This is a genomic window from Micromonospora sp. L31, from assembly GCF_052068075.1.
Lineage (GTDB): Bacteria > Actinomycetota > Actinomycetes > Mycobacteriales > Micromonosporaceae > Micromonospora > Micromonospora purpureochromogenes.
In genome coordinates this window covers 376800-400675 of sequence record NZ_JBQHDC010000005.1, presented here as the reverse complement: position 1 = coordinate 400675, position 23876 = coordinate 376800, and the positions used below count along the sequence as shown (strand labels likewise).

Below are 23876 nucleotides of genomic sequence, written 5' to 3'. Positions count from 1 at the left end.
CTGGCCGGGTGGCAGAAGAGGGTACGGAGAACCGGGGAACGCCCGCGTCGGTCGCCCGCCTGGCGGGCCTGCCGGGACCGGAGCAGACGCGCGTCCTTGTCGACCTAGTCCGCGCGCAGGCGTCGGCCGTGCTGCGGGAGATCGGCGCCGACGACGCGCCGGACACCGTCGACGCCGGCCGGCCGCTGCGCGAACAGGGCCTGGACTCGCTCGGACTGGTGCAGCTGCAACGGCAGCTCACCGCCGCAACCGGCCTGACCCTGCCACCCACCGTCGGCTTCGACCACCCGACCGCGATCGCCCTCGCCGACCACCTGCGCACCCTGCTGCTGGGCGAGGGGCCGGAGGCGTCCGAGCCGGCCCCGGCCCGTCCGCCGGCCGAGGAGGAGCCGATCGCCGTGGTCGGCATCGGCTGCCGCTACCCGGGCGGGGTGAACTCCCCGGACCAGCTCTGGGCGCTGGTCGCCGACGAGGGCACCGTGGTCACCGGATTCCCCACCGACCGGGGCTGGGACCTCGACGGGCTCTACCACCCCGACCCGGACCACCCCGGCACCACGTACGTGCGGCACGGCGGCTTCCTCGACGACGCCGCCGGCTTCGACGCCGAGTTCTTCGGCATCAGCCCCCGCGAGGCCAGTGCCATGGAACCGCAGCAGCGGCTGGTGCTGGAGACCGCCTGGGAGGCCCTGGAACGGGCCGGCATCGACCCGCAGTCGCTGCGCGGCAGCCGCTCCGGCGTCTTCATCGGCGCCGACCCGCAGGACTACGGCATGCGGCTGCACGAGGCCCCGGACGGCCTCGACGGCTACCTGATGACGGGCAACTCGCCCAGCGTCGTCTCCGGTCGGCTGGCGTACGTGCTGGGCACCGAGGGGCCCACGCTGACCGTCGACACCGCCTGCTCGGGCTCGCTGGTCGCGTTGCACCTGGCCGTCCGCTCGCTGCAACGCGGCGAGTGCACCCTGGCGCTGACCGGCGCGGCGTCGGTGCTGGTCAACCCCGGCGCGTTCACCTCGTTCAGCCGCCAGCGCGGGCTCGCCCCGGACGGCGTCTGCCGCCCGTTCGCCGCCGCTGCCGATGGCACCGCCTGGGCCGAGGGCGTCGGGCTCTTCGTCCTCGAGCGACTCTCCGACGCCCGCCGCCACGGCCACCCCGTGCTCGGCGTCATCCGGGGCACCGCGATCAACTCCGACGGCGCCAGCAACGGCCTGACCGCCCCGAACGGCCGGGCCCAGCAGCGGGTCATCCGGCAGGCGCTGGCCGACGCCGGGCTCACCCCCGCCGAGGTGGACACGGTGGAGGCGCACGGCACCGCCACCACCCTCGGCGACCCGATCGAGGCGCAGGCGCTGATCGCCACGTACGGGCGGGCGCACCGGGCCGACGCCCCGCTCTGGCTCGGCTCGATCAAGTCCAACCTCGGCCACGCCCAGGCCGCCGCCGGGGCCGCCGGGCTGATCAAGGTGTTGATGGCGATGCGGCACGGCACCCTGCCCCGCACCCTCGGCGTGGACGCACCGACCCCGCACGTCGACTGGTCCACCGGCACCGTGCGACTGCTCACCGAGGCCCGGCCCTGGCCCGCCGACGGCGCCCCGCGCCGCGCCGGCATCTCGTCGTTCGGGGTCAGCGGCACCAACGCGCACGTCATCGTCGAGGAGCCGCCGCCGGCCGTGCCGGCACCGGCGCCGCACCCGGGGCCGCCCGTCGCCGCCGCGCTGCGCCCGGTCGTCGTCTCGGCCCGGACCGCGCCGGCGCTGCCCGCCCAGGCGGCCCGGCTGCTCGACGCCACCGACCCCGCCGGCCCGCCACCGCAGCTGGTCGACCTGGGCTGGTCGCTGGCCACCGGCCGCGCGGCCCTCACCCACCGCGCGGTGCTGCTGGCCCGCGACACCGACGAGGTACGCGCCGGACTGCGCGCCCTCGCCGCCGGTGACCCGGCCCCCGGGCTGATCCGGGGCACCGCCACCGGCGGCCGGCTGGCCCTGCTCTTCACCGGCCAGGGCAGCCAGCGCCTCGGCACCGGCCGCCGGCTGCACGCCGCGTACCCGGTCTTCGCCGACGCGCTGGAGGAGGCGATCGGCCACCTCGACCTGCAACTGGACCACTCGCTGTGGGACGTGCTCTTCGCCGCCGAGGGCACCGACGAAGCGGCGCTGCTCGACCAGACCGGGTACGCCCAGCCGGCGCTCTTCGCCGTCGAGACCGCGCTCTACCGACTCGTCGAGTCGTGGGGTTTGCGGCCGGACTTCGTCGCCGGGCACTCCATCGGCGAACTGGCCGCCGCCCACGCGGCCGGGGTCTTCTCGCTGCCCGACGCCGCCATGCTGGTCGCCGCCCGGGGCCGGCTCATGCAGGAGCTGGAGTCGGCCGGCGCGATGGTCGCGGTGGCCGCCGCCGAGGACGAGGTCCGCGAGCTGCTGGTCGACGGGGTCGACCTCGCCGCCGTCAACGGCCCGGCCGCCGTGGTGATCTCCGGCGTCGAGGACGAGACGCTGCGGATCGCCGCCGAACTCGCCGGCCGTGGCCGGCGCACCAAGCGGCTGCGGGTCAGCCACGCCTTCCACTCGCCGCTGATGGAGCCGATGCTCGACGAGTTCCGCCGGGTCGCCGAGCTGGTCGCGTACGAGCAGCCGCGCGTCCCGGTGGTCTCCAACGTCACCGGCGCGCTCGCCGGCGCCGACCTGTGCACCCCCGACTACTGGGTGCGGCACGTGCGGCAGCCGGTCCGGTTCGCCGACGGGATCGCCTTCCTCGACTCCGCCGGCGTCGACACGTACCTCGAACTCGGGCCCGACGCGGTGCTCACCGCGATGGCGCAGGAGTGCGTCGCGCCCGACGGTGACCGCGCGTTCGTCGCCGCCCTGCGCCGCGACCACGACGAGGAGCGGGAGGTGCTGGCCGCGGTCGCGGCGGCACACGTCCGGGGCGCCGACGTCGACTGGTCGGCCTGCTACGCCGGCAGCGGCGCCCGCCGCGTCGAGCTGCCCACCTACGCCTTCCAGCACCGGCACTACTGGCTGACCTCCCCGCCCGCCACCGGCGACGCGTCCGGGATCGGGCAGCTCGTCGCCGACCACCCGCTGCTCGGCGCGCTGCTGCACCTGGCCACCGAGGACGGCACGGTGCTCACCGGCCGGCTGTCCCGCCGCTCCCACCCGTGGCTGGCCGACCACGTCATCGGCGGGGTCAACCTGGTGCCCGGCACCGCGCTGGTCGAACTGGCCGCGTACGCCGGCGACCAGGTCGGCTGCGCCCTGGTCGAGGAGCTGACCCTGGAGGCGCCGCTGGTCCTGCCGGAGGACACCGGGGTCGCGCTCCAGGTCGTGGTCACCCCGCCCGACACCGACGGGCGGCGGACCGTGGAGTTCCACTCCCGCCGCGAGGACGCCCCGGCCGGCGGCGACTGGACCCGGCACGCCAGCGGGGTGCTCGCCCCGGCCGGCGCCGTACCGACCCGCGACGACGACCTGACCCGATGGCCACCGCGCGACGCGGAAGCCGTCGACGTCACCGACTTCTACCCGGGCCTGGTCGAACAGGGCTACGGCTACGGGCCGGCCTTCCACGGCCTGCGCGCGGTCTGGCGGCGCGACGGCGAGGTCTTCGCCGAGGTGGCGCTGCCCGAGTCCAGCACCGACGGCGGCGCGTACGGGCTGCACCCCGCGCTGCTCGACGCCGCGCTGCACGCGCTGGACCTGGCGCTGCCGCAGCCCGCCACCGGGGTCACCCTGCCGTTCACCTGGTACGACCTCACCCTGCACGCCTCCGGCGCCACCGCCGTGCGGGTGCGGCTCACCGCGACCGGGCCGGACACCGTCCGGGTCGCGCTGGCCGACGGCTCCGGCGCGCCGGTCGCCACCGTCGGCTCGCTGCTGGTCCGCACCGTCGACGCCGAACAGCTCGGCGCCGGCACCGGCGGCGGGGACCTGCTCCGCGTCGAGTGGACCGAGCAACCGCTGCCCGCGTCGGCCGAGGCGTCCGTCGCCGTCGTCGGCCCGGACCCGTTCGGGCTGGCCGGCGCGCTCGGCGTACCGGTGCTGACCGGTCCGGAGGCCGTCGAGGCCGCGCCGGACCTGCTGGTCGCGACGTTCGACGCCGGGGCCGGCGAGACCCTGGCCGGCGTACGGGCCGCCGCGCACCGGGCGCTGCGGCTGGCCCAGGACGTGCTCGCCGACGACCGGCTCGCCGACACCCGGCTGGTCGTGGTGACCCGACACGCCGTGGCGGCGCTGCCGGGGGACCGGATCGCGCTGACCACCGCGCCGCTGTGGGGCCTGCTGCGCGCGGCCCAGGCCGAGAACCCGGGCCGGCTGCTCCTGCTCGACCTCGACGCCGCCACCCCGGCCACCGCCCTGCCCGGCGCCGCCGTCGCCGGTGAACCGGAGGTGGCGCTGCGCGAGGGCCGGCTGCTCGCCCCCCGCCTGGTGCCCGTCCGCCGCCCGCGCGCCGCCGCCCCCGCCGCCTGGGACGGCACGGTCCTGGTCACCGGCGGGACCGGTGGACTCGGTGCGGTGCTGGCCCGGCACCTGGTCACCACCCACGGGGTGCGGCACCTGCTGCTGGCCAGCCGGCGCGGACCGGACGCCCCGGGCGCCACCGCGCTGCGGGACGAACTGACCGCCCTCGGCGCCCAGGTCACCCTCGCCGGCTGCGACGTCGGCGACCGCGACGCCCTCGCCGCGCTGCTCGCCACGGTCCCCGCCGACCAGCCGCTCACCGGCGTCGTGCACGCCGCCGGCATCGTCGACGACGGCACGTTCGACGGCCTCACCCCGCAGCGGCTGGACGCGGTGCTGCGCCCCAAGGCCGACGCCGCCTGGCACCTGCACGAGCTGACCCGCGCCGCCGACCTGCGCGCCTTCGTGCTCTACTCCTCGGCCGCCGGCTTCCTCGACGGCTCCGGGCAGGCCAACTACGCGACGGCCAACACCTTCCTGGACGCCCTCGCCGCGCACCGCCGGGCCGCCGGGCTGCCCGCCACCAGCCTCGGCTGGGGGCTCTGGCCCCGGGACATCGGCATGGGCGCCGGGGTGGACGACGTCGCCGCGCACCGGGTGAGCCGCCTCGGGCTGCGCGAACTCACCGTCGCGCAGAACCTCGCCCTCTTCGACGCCGCGCTCGGCGTGGACGAGGCGTTCCTGGCGCCGCTCCACTTCGACCTGGCGGATCTGCAGCAGCGGGCCGCCGAGCTGCCGCCGTTGCTGCGCCGGCTGGTCCGCGCGCCCCGGCGGCCCGCCGCCCGGGCCGCCGCCGGTGCCGTCCCGGTCGAGCTCTCCCTGGCGCGTCAGATCGCCGAGCTGACCGAGGCGGAGCGTACGTCGGTCCTGCTGGACCTGGTCCGTACCCAGGTGGCCGCCGTGCTCGGGCACAGCGGCGCGGACGCCATCGCGCCCCGGCAGGCGTTCAACGAGATCGGCTTCGACTCGCTGGCCGCGGTGGAGCTGCGCAACCGGCTCAACGCGGCCACCGGTCTGCGGCTGACCGCCACCCTCGTCTTCGACTACCCGAACCCCCGCGCGCTGGCCGGGCACCTGGTCGAGAAGCTGCTCGACCTGCGCCCGGCGGCCGAGCCGGTCCGGACCGCGGTGCGCGCCATCCCCGACGAGCCGATCGCCATCATCGGCATGAGCTGCCGCTACCCGGGCGGGGTCAGCTCGCCGGAGGAGCTGTGGCGGCTGGTCGCCGAGGGTGTGGACGCCATCGGCGAGTTCCCCGTCGACCGGGGCTGGGACGTCGACGAACTGTACGACCCGGAGCCGGGCCGGTCGGGGCGTACCTCGACGAAGGAGGGCGGCTTCCTCTACGACGCCGCCCAGTTCGACCCCGACTTCTTCGGGATCAGCCCCCGCGAGGCCAGCGCCATGGACCCGCAGCAGCGGCTGATGCTGGAGGCGTCCTGGGAGGCGTTCGAGCGGGCCGGCGTCGACCCGCACTCGGTGGCCGGCTCGCGTACCGGGGTGTTCGCCGGGGTGATGTACCACGACTGGGCGACCCGGCCCGGCGAGATGCCGGAGGAGGCGCTGGGCTACCTGGGCAACGGGGGCCACACCAGCGTGGTCTCCGGGCGGGTCGCGTACGTGCTCGGGCTGGAGGGGCCGGCGGTGACCGTGGACACCGCCTGCTCGTCTTCGCTGGTGGCCCTGCACTGGGCGATCCAGGCGCTGCGCACCGGGGAATGCGAGCTGGCCCTCGCCGGCGGCGTGACGGTGATGTCCACCCCGGACACCTTCATCGACATGAACCGGCAGGGCGGTCTCTCCTCCGACGGGCGGTGCCGGTCGTTCGCCGCGTCGGCCGACGGCACCGGTTGGGGTGAGGGGGTCGGCGTCCTGCTGGTCGAGCGGCTCTCCGACGCCCGCCGCAACGGTCACCCGGTCCTCGCCGTGGTGCGCGGTTCGGCGGTCAACCAGGACGGCGCGTCCAACGGCATGACCGCGCCGAACGGCCCGTCGCAGCAGCGGGTGATCCGGGCCGCGCTCGCCTCGGCGGGTGTCAGCGCCGCCGAGGTCGACGCGGTGGAGGCGCACGGCACGGGTACGACCCTGGGCGACCCGATCGAGGCGCAGGCGCTGCTCGCCACGTACGGCCAGGAGCGCCCGGCGGAGCGCCCGCTCTGGCTCGGTTCCATCAAGTCCAACCTCGGGCACACCCAGGCCGCCGCCGGGGTCGCCGGGATCATCAAGATGGTCCACGCGATCCGCCACGGCGTCCTGCCGCCCACCCTGCACGTGGACGCGCCGTCGCCGCAGGTGGACTGGTCCGCCGGTGCGGTGGAACTGTTGACCGAGGCGCGCCGGTGGCCGGTGAACGGGCATCCGCGCCGGGCTGCGGTGTCGTCGTTCGGCATCAGCGGCACCAACGCGCACGTGATCATCGAGCAGGCCCCGGACGAATTCCCGGCGGTCGTACCTGCCGGCGACGTCCCCGGCCCGGTCGGGTCCGCCGGCCCCCCGGTGGCGGTGCCGTGGCTTCTCTCCGCCCGGTCCGAGGCGGCGGTGCGGAGCCTGGCGGGTCGGCTGGCGGAGTTCGCCTGGTCGATGGAACCGGCGGAGGTGGCACCCGCGGCCCGGACCCTGGCGACCGGTCGGGCGCTCTTCGACCACCGGGCGGTGGTGCTCGGCGCGACCCCGGCGGAGCTGTCGCCGGCCCTCGCCGCGCTCGCCGACGACGAGTCCGGGCCCGCGGTGGTGTCCGGGGTGGCCCGGGCCGGTCGGCTGGCGGTGCTGTTCACCGGTCAGGGCGCGCAGCGCCTGGGCATGGGTCGCTCGCTGCACGCGGTGTTCCCGGTGTTCGCCGCTGCGTTCGACGCGGTGGTGGCGGAGTTGGACGCGCACCTGGATCGGCCGTTGCGTGACGTGGTCTGGGGTGATGATGAGGAGCTGATCCGGCGGACGGGTTATGCGCAGGCCGGTCTGTTCGCGGTCGAGGTCGCCCTGTTCCGGCTGGTGGAGTCGTGGGGTGTGCGGCCGGATTTCGTGGCCGGGCATTCGATTGGTGAGCTTGCTGCCGCGCATGTGGCCGGGGTGTTGTCGCTGTCGGATGCGGCGCGTCTGGTGGCGGCTCGTGGGCGGTTGATGCAGGCGTTGCCGGCTGGTGGGGCGATGGTGGCGGTGCAGGCGTCGGAGGAGGAGGTGCGGGCGGCGCTGGCGGATCCGGGTGCCTCTTTCGTGTCCTACCGACCTGATGACGTAAACGATTCAGCCTCCATCGGCAACGGCCCGGCGGCAGGTGCTGGGGTGGACATCGCGGCGGTCAACGGTCCCCGGTCGGTGGTCATCTCCGGCCCCGAGGTCGCCGTGCTGCACGTGGCCGAGCACTTCACCAAGCTGGGGCGGAAGACCACCCGGCTGCGGGTCAGCCACGCGTTCCACAGCGGGTTGATGGATCCGATGCTCGACGAGTTCCGGGCCGTCGCGGCGAGCCTGACCTACGCCGAGCCGCAGCTCCCGCTGGTCTCGAACCTGACCGGCGCCCTGGCCACCTCCGAGCTGACCGACCCCGGCTACTGGGTCCGGCACGTGCGCGAGGCGGTCCGCTTCGCCGACGGCATCACCGCCCTGCACCAGGCGGGAGTCACGGCGTTCCTGGAACTGGGTCCGGACGCCGCGCTCACGCCGATGATCGAGGGCATCCTCACCGACGACGTCACCGTCATCCCCAGCCTGCGGCGGGGACACGACGAACAGCGGCAGGCCCTGAGCGCCCTGGCCAGGCTGCACGTCACCGGCGCCACCGTCGACTGGACCACGCTGCTCCCGCAGACCGGTCGCACGGTCGACCTGCCCACGTACCCGTTCCAGCGGCGGCGCTACTGGTTGAACCCGCTGCCGCCCGCCGGCGACGTCGGCTCGGTCGGGCTCGATCCGGTCGGGCACCCGCTGCTCGGCGCCGCCGTACCGGCCGCCGACACCGACCGGGTGGTGCTCACCGGGCGGCTCGCCGTCGACCGGCAGCGCTGGCTGGCCGACCACGAGATCCTCGGTGCGGTGCTGTTGCCCGGCACCGGCTTCGTCGAACTCGCCGTCCGCGCCGGTGACCACGTCGGCTGCGGCCGGGTCGAGGAGCTGACCCACCGGGCGCCGATGATCCTGCCCGGCCGGGGCGCGGTGGCCGTCCAGGTGATCGTCGGGTCGCCCGACGACAACGGCGTACGCCAGATCGGGATCCACTCCCGACCCGAGGGCGGGGACGGGGGGTGGACCCTGCACGCCACCGGCGCGATCGCGCCGACCGCCGCCCCGGCCACCTGGGACCTCACCCAGTGGCCGCCGCCGGGTGCGACCGCGCTGCCGGTGGAGAGCTTCTACCCGGGGCTGCGCGCCCGCGGCTACGGCTACGGCCCGACGTTCCAGGGCCTGCGGGCCGCCTGGCGGCGCGGCGAGGACGTCTTCGCCGAGGTCGCGCTCCCCGAGGGCGAGGACGCCGAGCGGTACGGCCTGCACCCGGCCCTGCTCGACGCCGCCATGCACGCCGACCAGCTCGGCGAGGACGGTCCGCTGGACGGCGAGACGCTGCTGCCGTTCTCCTGGTCCGGGGTCACCCTGCACGCCGCCGGGGCCCGCGCGCTGCGCGTACACCTGGAACGGCTGCGCGGCGACGAGGAGTGCCGGATCCGGGTGGCCGACCCCGACGGGCGTCCCGTCGCCACCGTCGAGTCGCTGCTGGTCCGGCCGGTCTCCGCCGGGCAGCTCGCGCGGGACGATCGCGCCGGCGCGCTGCTGCGCCTGGAGTGGACCCCGGCGTCGGTGCAGCCGGCGACCAGCCGGGCCGTCGTGCTCGGCGACCTGCCGGGGACCGGACTGCCCGCGTACCCGGATCTGGCCGCGCTCGGCGCGGCGCTCGACGCGGGGGAGACCGGCACCCCGGACCTGGTCCTGCTCGCCGCCCCCACCGGCGGGGGCGACCCGGCCGAGGCGGCCCGCGCCGTCACCCGCGACACGCTGCGCACGGTGCGGTCCTGGCTGGCCGACGGGCGGCTCGACGGGGCGCGGCTGACCGTCGTCACCCGGCAGGCCGTCGCCACCGCGACCGGCGACGACGTCGACCTGGCCCAGGCCCCCGTCTGGGGGTTGCTGCGGGCGGCGGCCGGCGAACAGCCGGGCCGGTTCGGCCTGCTCGACACCGATGGCAGCGCCGACTCCGCGCGGCTGCTCGCCGCCGTCGCCGCCGCCGAACCCGAGGCGGCGGTCCGCGCCGGCCGGGTGAGCGTGCCCCGGTTGGCCCGGCTGCGCCCCGCCGACGGCGCGCCCGGCTGGAACCCGGACGGCACCGTTCTGGTCACCGGCGGCACCGGCGGGCTCGGTGCGCTGATCGCCCGGCACCTGGTGACCACCCACGGGGTACGCCGGATCGTGCTCACCAGCCGACGCGGCACCGACGCGCCCGGCGCGGCGGCGCTCCACGACGAGCTGCGCGCGCTCGGCGCGACCGAGGTCACCGTCGTCGCGTGCGACGTCACCGACCGCGCCGCCGTCGCCGCCGTGCTCGCCGCCGTCCCCGCCGAGCACCCGCTCACCGCCGTGGTGCACGCCGCCGGCGTACCCGGCGCCGGCCTGGTCGCCGACCTCGACCCGGACGGGCTCGACCCGGTGCTGGCGCCCAAGGTGGACGGCGCCTGGCACCTGCACGAGCTGACCCGGGACCTGCCGCTCGACGCGTTCGTGCTGCTCTCCTCCGCCGGTGGCCTGGTGCTGGCCGCCGGGCAGGGGCACTACGCCGCCGCGAACGTCTTCCTGGACGCCCTCGCCGCCCACCGGGCCGCCGCCGGCCTGCCCGCCACCGCGGTCGCCTTCGGCCTCTGGGACCTCGGCAACGCCTCGGCCGACGACGTCGCCCTGGTGCGCCGGCTCGGCCTGCCGGCGCTCGGCGTCGACGACGGCCTCGCCCTGCTGGACGCCGCCGTGGCGACCGGCGAACCGCTGGTCGTGCCGCTGCGCGTCGACCCGGCCGCCGTCCGGGCCCGCGGCGACGTGCCGACCCTGCTGCGGGGCCTGGTCACCGCCCCCACCCGGCGCGCCGCCGCCGGTACGACCAGCGGCGGCGGCACGGCCAGCGGCCTGGCCCAACGGCTCGCCGGTGTCACCGAGGCGGAACGGCACCGCATCCTGGTCGAACTCGTTCGCGCCCGGGTGGCGGCGGTGCTCGGGCACTCCGGCGTCGAGGCGGTCGCCCCCGATCGGGCGTTCAAGGACCTCGGCTTCGACTCGCTCGCCGCCGTCGAGCTGCGCAACGCCCTCAACGAGGCGACCGGTCTGCGGCTGCCCGCCACCCTGGTCTTCGACCACCCGACCGCCGACGCCGCCGCGCGCTTCCTCGCCGACCGGCTGGTCGGGGCCGCCCCCGCCGCCGCACCGGTGCTCGCCCCGACCGCCCCGGCCGCGCCCGACGACGACCCGATCGCCATCGTCGCGATCCACTGCCGCTACCCAGGCGAGGTGCGCTCCGCCGACGACCTGTGGCGGTTGCTGGTGGAGGAGCGCGACGCGATCTCCGAGTTCCCGGTCGACCGGGGCTGGGACGTCGAGGCGGTCTACGACCCGCAGCCCGGCGCGGCCGGGAAGACGTACGTCAAGACCGGCGGGTTCCTGCACGACGCGGCCGAGTTCGACCCGGAGTTCTTCGGCATCATGCCGCGTGAGGCGCTCGCCATGGACCCGCAGCAGCGGCTGCTGCTCCAGGGCGCCTGGGAGGCGTTCGAGCGGGCCGGCATCGACCCCGCCTCGATGCGGGGCAGCCGCACCGGCGTCTACGTCGGCGTCATGTACACCGAGTACGGCAGCCGGGTGCAGCAGCACGTGCCCGAGGAGATCGCGGCGTACCTCAGCGGCGGCAGCGGCGCCAGCATCGCCTCCGGGCGGGTGGCGTACGCGCTGGGTCTGGAGGGGCCGGCGGTCACCATCGACACGGCCTGCTCCTCGTCGCTGGTCGCGCTGCACATCGCCTGCCAGGCGCTGCGCCAGGGCGAGGTGGAGATGGCGCTGGCCGGCGGCGTGACGGTGCTACCGACACCGGACGTCTTCGTCGACTTCAGCCGGCAGCGGGGCCTCGCCCCGGACGGCCGGTGCAAGGCGTACGCGAACGGCGCCGACGGCACCGGTTGGTCCGAGGGGATCGGACTGCTGCTGGTGGAACGCCTCTCCGACGCCCGGCGCAAGGGCCACCCCGTGCTGGCCGTGGTGCGCGGGTCGGCGATCAACCAGGACGGCGCGTCCAACGGGCTGACCGCCCCGAACGGCCCCTCCCAGCAGCGGGTCATCGAGGCCGCCCTGGCCGCCGCCGCGCTCGCCCCGGCCGAGGTGGACCTCGTCGAGGGGCACGGCACCGGCACCGCACTCGGCGACCCGATCGAGGCGCAGGCCCTGCTCGCCACGTACGGCCGGGAGCGGGACCGTCCGCTGTGGCTCGGGTCGGTCAAGTCCAACCTCGGGCACACCCAGGCGGCCGCCGGCGTGGCGGGGGTGATCAAGGCGGTGCAGGCGATGAGGCACGGGCTGATGCCGGCGACGCTGCACGTCGACGCCCCCTCCGATGAAGTGGACTGGTCCTCCGGTGCGGTGGAGCTGCTGACGCGGCCGCGGGAGTGGCCGGCGCAGGGACGCCCCCGCCGGGCGGCGGTCTCGTCGTTCGGGCTCAGTGGCACCAACGCTCACATGATCATCGAGGAGGCGCCGGCGGACCTCGCCGGTCCGGACCGTCCCGCCGACCCGCCGGCCGGTGACGCCCAGCCGGCGCCGGTGCGGCCGTGGCTGCTGTCTGGGCGTACCGACCGGGCGCTGCGGGCCCAGGCGGAGCGGCTGGCCGCCCACCTCGACGGCCGGGACGACCTGGCCGACCGGGATGTCGCCTGGTCCCTGGCCACCGGCCGGGCCGCCCTGGAGCACCGGGCCGTGGTGCTCGGCACGGACCGGGACGAACTGACCGCCCGCCTGGCCGCCCTGGCGGCCGGGGAGGTCGCCACCGGCGTGGTCACCGGCCTCGCGCGCTCCGGCGGCCGGACGGCGGTCGTCTTCACCGGTCAGGGCGCGCAGCGCCTCGGGATGGGCCGTGAGCTGCATGCCGCCTTCCCGGTGTTCGCGGCGGCCTTCGACGCGGTGGTGGCGGAGTTGGACGCGCATCTGGATCGGCCGTTGCGTGAGGTGGTCTGGGGTGATGACGAGGAGCTGATCCGGCGGACGGGTTATGCGCAGGCTGGCTTGTTCGCGGTTGAGGTGGCGTTGTTCCGGCTGGTGGAGTCGTGGGGTGTGCGGCCGGATTTCGTGGCGGGGCATTCGATCGGTGAGTTGGCCGCGGCGCACGTCGCGGGGGTGTTGTCGTTGCCGGATGCCGCAAGTTTGGTCGCTGCGCGGGGTCGGTTGATGCAGGCGTTGCCGGCTGGTGGGGCGATGGTGGCGGTGCGGGCGTCGGAGGAGGAGGTGCGGGCGGCGCTGGCGGGGTCGGGTGTGGTGGTCGGATCCTTTGGAGCTGATGTCGTAAACGACTCAGACTCCAACGGCAACGGCAACGGCAACGGCAACGGCAACGGCAACGGCACTGGCACTGGCTCTGATTCGGTCGCGGCTAACGGCAACGGGACCAGCACCGGCACCGGCACCGGCACCGGCACCGGCACCAGCACCGGCACCGGCACCAGCACCGGCACCGGCACTGGTCCGGTCGCCGTCACCGGCATCGAGGACGGCGTCGGCCAGGGCGCGGCCATCGACACGGGCACGGGTCATGGTGGCGGTCTCGCGGCAGTTGGCAGTGTGGACGTCGCCGCCGTCAACGGCCCCCGGTCGGTGGTGATTTCCGGCCCGGAGGCCGCCGTGCTCGCGGTCGCCGAGCACTTCACCAACCTTGGCCGCAAGACGACTCGCCTGCGGGTCAGTCACGCCTTCCACAGCGGGCTGATGGACCCGATGCTCGACGACTTCCGTGCTGTGGCGGCAGAGCTGACCTATACCGAGCCGCAACTCCCGGTCGTGTCCAATCTGACCGGCGCCCTGGCCAGCAGCGAGCTGACCGACCCCGACTACTGGGTGCGCCACGTCCGCGAGGCCGTGCGCTTCGCCGACGGCATCACCGCCCTGCACCAGGCGGGAGCGACCACGTTCCTGGAACTCGGCCCGGACGCCGCGCTCACCCCGATGATCGAGGGCGTCGTGACCGACACCGTCGTCGCGCCGGCCCAGCGCCGGGACCGGCCCGAGGTGACCCAGCTGCTCGACGCCCTGGCCCGGCTGCACGTCACCGGCACCCCGGTCCGCTGGACGGAGGTCCTCGGCGGCGGCGCCCGGGTCGACCTGCCCACGTACCCGTTCGAGCGGCGGCACCTGTGGTTGAACGCCCCGAAGACCCGAGCGGGCGACGCCGCCGGGCACGGCCAGCGCGACGCCGACCACCCGCTGCTCAGCGCCGTCATGGTGGCGCCGCAGGGCGGCCGGGTCGTGCTCACCGGCCGGCTCGCCCTCGACACCCACGCCTGGCTGGCCGACCACAACGTGATGGGCATGGGGCTGCTCCCCGGCACCGGCTTCGTCGAGCTGGCCCTGCGGGCCGCCGAGGAGGTCGGCTGCGACGTGGTCGAGGAACTGATCATCGAGCAGCTGATGCCGCTGCCCGACCACGGCGGCGCGGCCGTCCAGGTGGTGGTGGGGGAGCCGGACGCCGGCAACCGGCGGAGCATCGCCATCTGGTCCCGGTTCGACGACGCCCCGCCGGAGGTGGGCTGGACCCGGCACGTCACCGGCTGGCTCGCCACCGAGAACGCGCCGCCGGTCAACCCGGAGGAGTTCGGCGTCGGCGTGGGTCAGTGGCCGCCGGCCGACGCCCAGCCGGTCGACATCAGCGGCGTCTACGACTACCTCACCGCGCAGGGCTACCACTTCGGGCCGATGTTCCGCGGGCTGCGTGCCGTCTGGCTGCGCGGCCGGGACCTCTTCGTCGAGGTGGCGCTCCCCGACGGGGCCCGGCAGGACGCGGCCGCGTACCGGCTGCATCCGTCGTTGCTCGACGCCGCGCTCAGCGCCACCGACTTCCTCGGTGGGCGCAAGCCGCAGGACATCGGTGCCGGCCAGCTGCCGTTCTCCTGGACCGGGGTACGGCTGCACTCCGGCGGCCGCAGCCGCCTGCGGGTACGGATCAACTGGACCAACTCCGACGAGAGCGCCGGCTCCGAGGCGGTCCGCCTGGACCTGGCCGACACCACCGGCACCCCGGTCGCCACCGTCGAGTCGCTGGTGGTCCGGCCGGTCACCGCGGACCGGCTGGTGGCCGCCGGAGCGGCGATGACCGGCACCCGCCACCTCGACTCGGTGTTCCGGGTCGACTGGCCCCAACTGCCGCTGGGCGAGGCCGCCGAGGCCGTACCCGGGCGGTGGGCGGTGCTCGGCGGCGAGGTCGACCTCGGCCGCGCGGACGTGCCCGCGTACCCGGACCTGGCGGCGCTGGCCGCGGCGGCCGCGACGGGCGGCGTACCCGATGTGGTGTTCCTGCCGGTCGAGCCGGCGGACGGCGAGGTGCCCGAGGCGGTCCGCGACGGCCTGGCCGGGGTGCTGGAGACCACCCGGGCCTGGCTCGCCGACGAGCGGTTCGCCGCCACCCGGCTGGTGGTGCTGACCTGGTTCGCGGCCGACGACGACAGCGGGCACCTCGACCTGACCGTCGCCCCCGTCTGGGGCCTGCTCCGCGCCGCGCAGGCCGAGAACCCGGACCGGCTGATGCTGGTCGACCTCGACTCCGACGAGGCCAGCCTGCGGATGCTGCCGGCCGTGGTCACGCTGCCCGAGCCGGAGGTCGCCGTACGCGGCAACCAGGTGAAGGTGCCCCGGCTGGCTCCCGTCCCGGTGCCGACCGAGCTGCCCCCGTCGCCCTGGCGGCCCGACGGCACGGTGCTGGTCACCGGCGGCACCACCGGCCTCGGCGCCCTGGTCGCCCGGCACCTGGTCGGCACGCACGGCGTGCGGCACCTGGCGCTGGTCAGCCGGCGCGGCCCGGACACCCCGGGCGCGGCGCGGCTGCGCGACGAGCTGGCCGCGCTCGGCGCCGAGGTGACCGTCGCCGCCTGCGACGTCACCGACCCGAAGGCCCTGGCGGCGCTGGTCGACGGGCTGCCGCAGCCGCTGACGGCCGTGGTGCACGCCGCCGCCGTGCTCGACGACGCGCTGTTCACCTCGCTCACCCCGGACCGGCTCACCGCGGTGCTGGCGCCCAAGGTGGACGCCGCCTGGGCGTTGCACGAGCTGACCGAGGAGCGGGAACTGACCGCGTTCGTCCTGTTCTCCTCGGTGGCCGGCCTGCTCGACCCGGCCGGGCAGGGCAACTACGCGGCGGCGAACAGCTTCCTCGACGCGCTGGCCCGGCACCGCCGCTCGATGGGGCTGCCCGCCACCTCGCTGGTCTGGAACCTGTGGGGCGAGGGCGCCGGCCTGGCCGGCGGCACGGACCCCGGGGTGACCCGGCGGCTCGCCGCGATGGGCATGCCGGCGCTGTCACCGGCCGACGGCCTCGCCCTGTTCGACCAGGCGCTGCGGGTCGACGAGCCGGTGCTGGTGCCGCTGCGCCCCGACCCGACCGGCACCGAGATCCCGGCCAAGCTGCGCGACGTCGCCCGCGCCGCCGCCGGTCGCCGGCCCGCCCCGGCGGCCACCCCGGCCGCCACCGCCGAGGCGCCGGCGGCCCCGGTGGACGAGGGCAGCCTCGTCCAGCGCCTCGCCGCGCTGCCCGAGGAGGGCCGGCAGCGGATGCTGCTGGACCTGGTCCGCGGCCACGTCGCCGCCGTCCGGCACGCCGAACCGGGCGAGATCGACGTCCACCGGGGCTTCACCGAGCTCGGTCTGGACTCGCTGGCCGCCATCGAGCTGCGCAACCGACTCAGCGCGGCGACCGGGCTGCGGCTCGCCGCCACGCTGATGTTCGACCACCCGACCCCGGCCGAGGTGGCGCGGCTGCTGCGCGAGGAACTCGCCGAGGAGGTGCCGGTCGGGCCGTCCGCCGACGCGCCCGCCGGGCCGGCGGACGCCGAGGACGAGGACGACGTACGCCGACGGCTGGCCACCATCCCGCTGGACGCGCTGCGCGAGGCGGGCCTGCTCGACGCCCTGCTGCGGCTCACCGCGCCGGGCGTCGAACCCCCGCCCAGCGCGGCGCCCGCCGCCGCCGACCGCAGCGAGGAGATCCGGAACATGGCGGTGGACGACCTGGTCCGCGCCGCCCTCGGCGGCGCCGACCCGAACGGAGCGCACCGGTGAGCGGCGTGGACACCGACCAGATCGTCGCGGCGCTGCGGACCTCGCTGCTGGAGAACGACCGGCTCCGGCAGGAGAACGCCCGGCTCGCCCAGGCCGCCGACGAACCGATCGCCGTCGTCGGGATGGCCTGCCGGCTGCCCGGCGGCGTGGACTCCCCGGAGAGCTACTGGGAGCTGCTGGCCCAGGGCCGGGACGCGGTCACCCCGTTCCCCACCGACCGCGGCTGGGACACCGACGCCCTGTACGACCCGGAGCCCGGCCGCCCCGGCCGGACCGTCACCCGGGAGGGCGCGTTCCTGCACGACGCCGCCGACTTCGACGCCGACCTGTTCGGCATCTCCCCCCGGGAGGCCCGCGACATCGACCCGCAGCAGCGGGTGATCCTGGAGACGGCCTGGGAGGCCCTGGAGCACGCGCGCATCGACCCGCTCTCGCTCAAGGAGAGCCGCACCGGCGTGTACTGCGGGGTGATGTACCACGACTACGACGGCGCGGACGGCGGCGGCAGCATCACCAGCGGCCGGATCTCCTACACGCTGGGCCTGCAGGGGCCGTCCGTCTCGCTGGACACCGCCTGCTCGTCCTCGCTGGTCGCGCTGAACCTGGCCGGCCACGCGCTGCGCTCCGGGGAGTGCACCCTCGCACTGGCCGGCGGCATCACCGTGATGTCCACCCCGGAGACGTTCGTCTACTTCAGCTCCCAGCGCGGGCTCGCCCCGGACGGCCGATGCAAGTCGTTCGCCGCCGCCGCCGACGGCACCGGCTGGGGGGAGGGCAGCGGCCTGCTGGTGCTGGAACGGCTCTCCGACGCCCGCCGCAACGGCCGGCGGATCCTCGCCGTGATCCGGGGCGCCGCGGTGAACTCCGACGGCGCGTCCAGCGGCATCACCGTGCCCAACGGGCCCGCCCAGCAGCGGGTCATCCGCCAGGCCCTCGACAGCGCCGGGCTGCGACCGGCCGACGTGGACGCGGTGGAGGCGCACGGCACCGGCACCCGGCTCGGCGACCCGATCGAGGCCCAGGCGCTGCTGGCCACGTACGGGCGGGACCGGGCGGGGGAGCCGCTCTGGCTGGGGTCGGTCAAGTCGAACCTCGGGCACACCCAGGCCGCCGCCGGGGTCGCCGGAGTGATCAAGATGGTGCTCGCCATGCGGCACGGGCTGCTCCCCGCCACGCTGCACGTCGACGCGCCCACCCCGCAGGTCGACTGGTCGGCCGGGCAGGTGGAGCTGCTGACCGAGGCCCGGCCCTGGCCGGAGACCGGCCGGCCGCGCCGGGCCGCCGTGTCCTCCTTCGGCATCAGCGGCACCAACGCACACGTGATCCTCGAAGAGGCGCCGGCCGAGGGCGGGGACGCCCCGGCGCCGGCGCCGGGCTGACGGGCGGGAGAGCGATGACATCGCGTACGGGCACCACGGCGGGCCGGGTCGACCCCGGCGCCTTCCGGCACGTCCTCGGACTCTTCTGCACCGGGGTCACCATCATCACCGCCGCCGGCGACGGGGTACGCCCGGTCGGTTTCACCTGCCAGTCGTTCGTCTCGCTCTCCCTCGACCCGCCGCTGGTCTCCTTCTCGGTGTCCCGCACCTCCCGCTCCTGGCCGTTGATCCGCGCCCGGGGCGCGTTCGGGGTGAACATCCTGACCGCCGAGCAGGAGGGGCTGTGCCGGACCTTCGCCAGCCGGGCCGTCGACAAGTTCACCGGGGTGGACTGGACGCCCGGCCCGGTGACCGGCTCACCCCGGCTGCCCGGCTCGCTGGCCTGGGTGGAGTGCACCGTGGAGGCGGAGTACCCGGGCGGGGACCACGTCATCGCCGTCGGCCGGGTACGCGACCTGGAGGTGGTCGACGGCGACGCCGACCCGCTGCTGTTCTTCCTCGCCGGGTTCCGCCGTCCCGCCCCGGCCGTCCCGCCGGCCCCCGTCGTACCCGGATCGGTGCTGGCCGCAGGCGGCACCGCGCCCGCCGTCCCGGGCACCCCCTAGGCCGCGCCGGCCGACCCCTGAACGGGCCCCGCCGGCCCCCTGATTACGGCCTCCGCCAGGCCGGATCCGGCGGCCGCGGCCCTAGCGTCATGGCCACCGGGCAGCTTCTCGTCACGCGGAGGAACGCATGCGCTTCGGCTTGACCTATCACCACCAACTTCCCCGGCCGTGGGCCGAGGACAGCGAGGAACGCCTGTTCCAGGAGGCGCTGGCGCAGATCGAGCTGGCCGACCGGCTCGGCTTCGACTACGCCTGGGGCACCGAACACCACTTCTTCGAGGAGTACTCGCACTCCTCGGCGCCGGAGGTCTTCCTCGCCGCCGCCGCGGCCCGGACCAAGAACATCCGGCTCGCGCACGGCATCATCCACATGCCGCCGGCGGTGAACCACCCGGTGCGGATCGCCGAGCGGCTGGCCATGCTGGACCTGATCTCCGGCGGCCGGGTGGACTTCGGCTCCGGCCAGGGCAGCTCCCAGCTGGAGGTGGGCGCCTTCGGCATCGAGCTGGCGGACAAGCAGGATCAGTGGCACGAGGCGCTCGAGGTGGTCATCCGGATGATGACCGAGACCCCGTTCACCGGCCACAAGGGCAAGTGGGTCGACGTGCCCGTCCGCAACGTCATCCCCAAGCCGAAGCAGAAGCCGCACCCGCCGCTGTGGCGGGCCTGCACCCGCCGGGAGAGCATCCAGGATGCGGCCCGCGAGGGCATGGGCGCGCTCGCCTTCTCCTTCGTCAACCCGGAGGAGGCCGAGGAGTGGGTCGAGGCCTACTACCGGACGCTGGAGTCGGACGACTGCGTCCCGATCGGCCAGGCGGTCAACGCCAACGTCGCCATGGTGCTGCCGTTCATGTGCCACGAGGACGAGGAGGTCGCCCTCGACCGCGGGCTGGAGGGCGCCTACTTCTTCTCGTACGCCCTGATGCACTACTACATCACCGGTCAGCACCAGCCGGGCGTGACCGACATCTGGCAGGGCTTCCAGGACGCCCGGGAGAGCATGGGCTTCACCCGGGACGCGATCGTGCCGGACGAGAAGGACCTCCAGTCGGCCGAGTCGCAGGCCATGATGGACCAGGTCGGGCAGCTGCGCCGGGGCATCGGCACGCCGGCGCAGATCGCCGACATCATCCGCCGGTACGAGTCCGTCGGCGTCGACCAGATCATCTTCTCGGTGCAGATCGGCAAGAACAAGCACGAGCACATCATGGAGTCGCTGGAGCTGTTCGCCCGCGAGGTGATGCCGGAGTTCGTCGACCGCCGGGAGGCCCGCGAGGCCGCCAAGCGGGACCGGCTCGACGTCGCCGTCAAGGCGGCCCTGGGCCGGGTCAAGCGGCAGAGCAAGGACGTCTCCGACTTCGTCATCGCCCCGGAGATGTCGCTCTACGGCGACGACGACGACGACTGACCACCGCCGAGTCCCCGGCCGGGTCGACCCCCGGCCGGGCCGGCGGCGGCCGGGCCGTTCCTCCCGCGCCGGCCGCGCCGGCGCACCGACGCGAAGGATGCACGAGATGGCCGTACCCACGGACAACGGCGCCTGGATCCGCCGCTTCCACCCCGCCCCGGACGCCCCCACCCGGCTGATCTGCTTCGCCCACGCCGGCGGCTCCGCGTCGTACTTCTATCCGGTGTCCCAGGCGCTGAGCCCCAGCCTGGACGTCCTGGCCGTGCAGTACCCGGGCCGCCAGGACCGCCGCGCCGAGCCGGCCTTCGAGGACGTGCCCCGGCTGGTCGACGCCCTCGTCGACCAGGTGGCCGTCTGGGCCGACCGGCCGCTGGCGCTGTTCGGGCACAGCCTGGGCGCGACCGTGGCGTTCGAGGTGGCCCGGCGGCTGCAGGCGCGCGGGACCGAGGTGTCCGCGCTGTTCGCCTCCGGCCGGCGGGCGCCGTCGCGGCACCGCCCCGCCTGGGTGCACGAGGGCGACGACGACGTGCTGATCAGCGAGATGCTGAAGCTGGAGGGCACCGACGCCCAGATGCTCACCGACCCCGAGCTGGTGCGGATGATCCTGCCGGCGCTGCGCGCCGACTACAAGGCCGCCGAGACCTACCGCTACCAGCCGGGTCCGCCGCTGACCTGCCCGGTGTACGCGCTGACCGGTGACGCCGACCCGCAGGTCGACGTGCCCGACGCGGAGAGCTGGCGGGAGCACACCACCGGCCCGTTCGCGCTGCACGTCTTCTCCGGCGGGCACTTCTACCTCAACCGGCACGCCGCCCAGGTCATGGCCCTGATCCGCCGGCACGCCGCGGACGGGGTGGTGGTCGGCCACGCCCGCGCCTGACCGGCTCAGGCCGCCGCCGGCGAAACAGCCGTGCGCGGGCGCTTTCGAGCTGATGACGTGGACGACTCGCGGCCCTCGCCGGCCGGGCAGCGGCGGTCGCCCCGCGAGCCGAGGTCCCGCGCCGCGGGTCACCGCGACGGATCAGCGTGCGGGCTGAGTCGTTCACGACATCAGGTCCACAGCGACGGGAACAGGCTGTGCGTCGCTCGGCGGGGGCGGGCCGTCCGGGCGGAGGGTCAGTGCCCGTCGCCGCCCGCGCCCCTCGCCGCGGCGCGCTGCTCGAGCAGGGCGCCCACCCCGTCGAGGATGCGCTCCAGGCCGAAGACGAACTCGTCGTCCGGGCCGGCCGGGGTGTCCAGCACGCCGGCGTCGATCACCGCGGTGAACGCCGGGAAGCGGTCCGGCCCGGCGAGCTTGCGGACCAGCTGACCGTAGGAGGACATCGCGGCCAGCTCGTCGGGGGCCTTGGCCATGAACGAGGCCTGCACGTCGGCGGAGACGGTGGCGTCGTTGCGGCAGAAACCGCTCAGCAACATGATCACCGACAGCTTCTCGCCCTCGCCCAGGGCGGTGCCGCCCAGGCACTCCAGCCCCCGCTCCAGCCAGATGATCTGGTTGGGGGTGACCGGCGGGCCGAGGGTCGGGATGTGCAGCGCCCAGGTGTGCTTGCGCAGGATCGCGTGCTGCTCCCAGGTCCACCGGGCCAGCCCGGCGCGCCAGCCCTCGTCCGGCGAGTCGGGCCCGGACGGCGGCGTCTGGTAGATCGCGTCCATCATCAGCTGGAGCAGCTCGTCCTTGGCCGACAGGTAGCGGTACAGCGACATGGTCGAGGCGCCGAGATCCGACGCGACCCGGCTCATCGACACCGCCGACAGACCCTCCGACGCGGCGATGGCGACCGCCGCGTCGACGATGCGCGGAAGGCTCAGCGCGCGCTTGGGACCCTTGTTCGGTCGGTCCCGCAAACCCCAGGCGTCCCCGATGTATCCCGGCAGCCCCGGATCAATGCTTCCGCCCATCGACTCCACTTTCCCTCTGAGACGCCCGGCCGCGGTCATCCGCCCTTCGCCGCTGCCCGTCGCTGCGGTTCAGGGTATGCCGCCGCCCGAACGATGTCTGCACGGGATTGGGAAACGGACCGTCGGTGCCGTGACAGTAACCGTTCCACCCCGTCCCGTGGTGCCGGCATAGGGGGCTCATCGCCGACCTTAGGGGGTGCGGAACCTGTCCGCCGTGCCGGCGCGCTGCTTGAATCGATCCGATCGATTCCCCGCCGCCCCCTGAAGAGAGAGGCGTCGCAGCGATGACCGAAACAGCCGATGCCGTGACCACCGGTACCGAGCGCCCGGATTTTCCGCTGGACCGGCGCCGGTGCCCGCTCGCCGTTCCGCAGGAATACGAGCGGATGCGTGAGGAGAACCCACTCGCTCCGGTGACCAACCGGATGACCGGTAAACCCGTCTGGGCATTGACCCGCTACCGGGACGTGCGCCAGGTCCTGGGTGACCCGTCGATGAGTTCGAATGCGCGTAACCCCGCCTACCCGGCGCAGTTCCACGTGCCGGAGGAGATGCTGCCGTACATCGCCTTCCCGTTCCCGGCGATGGACCCGCCGGAGCACACCGTCCGCCGGCGAATGGTGATCCCCGAATTCACCGCCGCGCGGATCAACAAGCTCCGCCCGCGGATGCAGCAGATCGTCGACACGCAGATCGACCAGATGCTGGCCAAGGGCGGCCCGCTGGACCTGATGGCCGAGCTGGCGCTGCCCGTGCCGGCGCTGCTGTTCTGCGAGATGCTCGGCGTCGACCCGGTGCACATCGGCTATTTCCGCCGCTACGCCGAGACCACCACCGGCCGGGACTCGACGCAGGAGGCGGTGGCCGGCGCGATCGCCGAGATGGACGAGTTCCTCGACGAGCTGATCACCGAGAAGACCAAGAACCCGGGCGACGACCTGCTCAGCCGGATCGCGGCCCGGCTCCCCGACGAGCCCACCCTCGAACACGAGGACCTGGTCGCCATCGCCCGGGTGCTGGTGATCGCCGGTTCCGACACCACCGCCAACGTCGTCTCCCTCGGCACGGTGGTGCTGCTGGAGCACCCGGAGCAGCTCGCCGAGCTCAAGGCGGACCCGTCGCTGTGGCCGGGTGCGGTCGAGGAGCTGCTGCGCTTCCTCAGCATCCTCGACTCGGCCACCGTGCGGGTGGCCACCCACGACGTCGAGGTCAGCGGCGGCGCCATCCGCAAGGGCGAGGGCGTGCTCGCCCTCAACGGCGCGGCGAACTGGGACCCGGAGCGTTTCCCGGAACCGGAGAAGTTCGACATCCACCGCAACGCCGAAGGACACCTGGCCTTCAGTTACGGCAACCACATGTGCCCCGGCGCGAACCTGGCCCGGATGCAGCTCGAAACCGTCTTCCGTACGCTCTTCGCGCGCGTTCCGGAGCTGCGCCTGGCCGCCGACGTCGACAAACTGTCGTACATGTTCGACGCGCACGCGTACGGGTTGCACGAACTGCCCGTCACCTGGTGAGCGACGGGTCGCCGACAATGCGTGTCGAAGTCGACCGGGAAACCTGCGTCGGTTCCGGCAACTGCGTGCACTTCGCGCCCACCGTGTTCGACCAGGACGACCGCGACGGTCTCGTGGTCGTCCTGGTGGAATCGCCGGAACCGGCGCTGCGCGCGGCGACCCGTACGGCCGCGCTGAACTGTCCGGTCGGTGCCATCTCCGTCGATCGGACCAATTCCGGCAGCCCGCCGGTCCGGCCCGCCCCCTAGGGGCGCGGTCGGGCCGGCGGAAGCCGTTGAGGGGTTGCCCCGGAATTAGGGGGTCGCCGCTATGGAACCGCACTCCCGTGAGTCGCT

At 75.0% G+C, this 23876-nt stretch carries 7 protein-coding genes and 1 pseudogene; 7 read left to right on the top strand and 1 reads right to left on the bottom strand.

Translation table 11 applies throughout. The annotated features are described in order from the left end of the window. The first annotated feature begins 8 nt into the window (after nucleotides 1–8). The 5 genes and pseudogenes from ACTMS9_RS16905 to ACTMS9_RS16885 all read left to right on the top strand — a co-directional run bounded on the left by ACTMS9_RS16905 (nucleotide 9) and on the right by ACTMS9_RS16885 (nucleotide 21005). The gene (locus ACTMS9_RS16905) at nucleotides 9–16733 is read left to right on the top strand and encodes a type I polyketide synthase (RefSeq protein WP_441165409.1); all 16725 of its coding nucleotides are present in this window, start codon (nucleotides 9–11) and stop codon (nucleotides 16731–16733) included. Between the two features lie 26 nt (nucleotides 16734–16759). Next, nucleotides 16760–18106: pseudogene (locus tag ACTMS9_RS16900) on the top strand (type I polyketide synthase); the annotation flags it as partial. A gap of 20 nt (nucleotides 18107–18126) precedes the next feature. Next, nucleotides 18127–18717, top strand: coding sequence for a flavin reductase family protein (locus ACTMS9_RS16895; RefSeq protein ID WP_441147865.1), 591 nt, complete (start codon nucleotides 18127–18129; stop codon nucleotides 18715–18717). Between the two features lie 127 nt (nucleotides 18718–18844). After that, nucleotides 18845–20125: an LLM class flavin-dependent oxidoreductase gene (locus tag ACTMS9_RS16890; RefSeq protein ID WP_441165408.1), complete on the top strand. Its 1281-nt coding sequence runs from the start codon at nucleotides 18845–18847 to the stop codon at nucleotides 20123–20125. Nucleotides 20126–20231: 106 nt separating this feature from the next. Continuing rightward, nucleotides 20232–21005, top strand: a complete 774-nt coding sequence (locus ACTMS9_RS16885; RefSeq protein WP_441165407.1) for a thioesterase II family protein — start codon at nucleotides 20232–20234, stop codon at nucleotides 21003–21005. A 236-nt stretch (nucleotides 21006–21241) separates the two neighbouring features. Here ACTMS9_RS16885 and ACTMS9_RS16880 read toward each other — a convergent pair whose 3' ends face one another. Then, nucleotides 21242–22024: a TetR/AcrR family transcriptional regulator gene (locus ACTMS9_RS16880; protein ID WP_441165406.1), complete on the bottom strand. Its 783-nt coding sequence runs from the start codon at nucleotides 22022–22024 to the stop codon at nucleotides 21242–21244. A gap of 305 nt (nucleotides 22025–22329) precedes the next feature. Between ACTMS9_RS16880 and ACTMS9_RS16875 the strand changes: the two genes are divergently transcribed. Next, nucleotides 22330–23541 (top strand): cytochrome P450, encoded by a 1212-nt coding sequence (locus ACTMS9_RS16875; RefSeq protein WP_441165405.1) that lies wholly within the window; start codon nucleotides 22330–22332, stop codon nucleotides 23539–23541. Then, nucleotides 23538–23789 carry a ferredoxin gene (locus tag ACTMS9_RS16870; RefSeq protein ID WP_441147874.1) on the top strand — a complete coding sequence of 84 codons (252 nt, stop codon included), beginning with the start codon at nucleotides 23538–23540 and terminating at the stop codon, nucleotides 23787–23789. The genes ACTMS9_RS16875 and ACTMS9_RS16870 overlap by 4 nt, the downstream gene beginning before the upstream one ends. Nucleotides 23790–23876: the final 87 nt, after the last annotated feature.

Excerpts from the sequence above, each read along its gene's own strand:
- ACTMS9_RS16895 (WP_441147865.1), top strand. The coding sequence starts at position 18,127 with ATGACATCGCGTACGGGCACCACGGCGGGCCGGGTCGACCCCGGCGCC.
- ACTMS9_RS16880 (WP_441165406.1), bottom strand. The coding sequence starts at position 22,024 with ATGGGCGGAAGCATTGATCCGGGGCTGCCGGGATACATCGGGGACGCC.
- ACTMS9_RS16890 (WP_441165408.1), top strand. The coding sequence starts at position 18,845 with ATGCGCTTCGGCTTGACCTATCACCACCAACTTCCCCGGCCGTGGGCC.
- ACTMS9_RS16885 (WP_441165407.1), top strand. The coding sequence starts at position 20,232 with ATGGCCGTACCCACGGACAACGGCGCCTGGATCCGCCGCTTCCACCCC.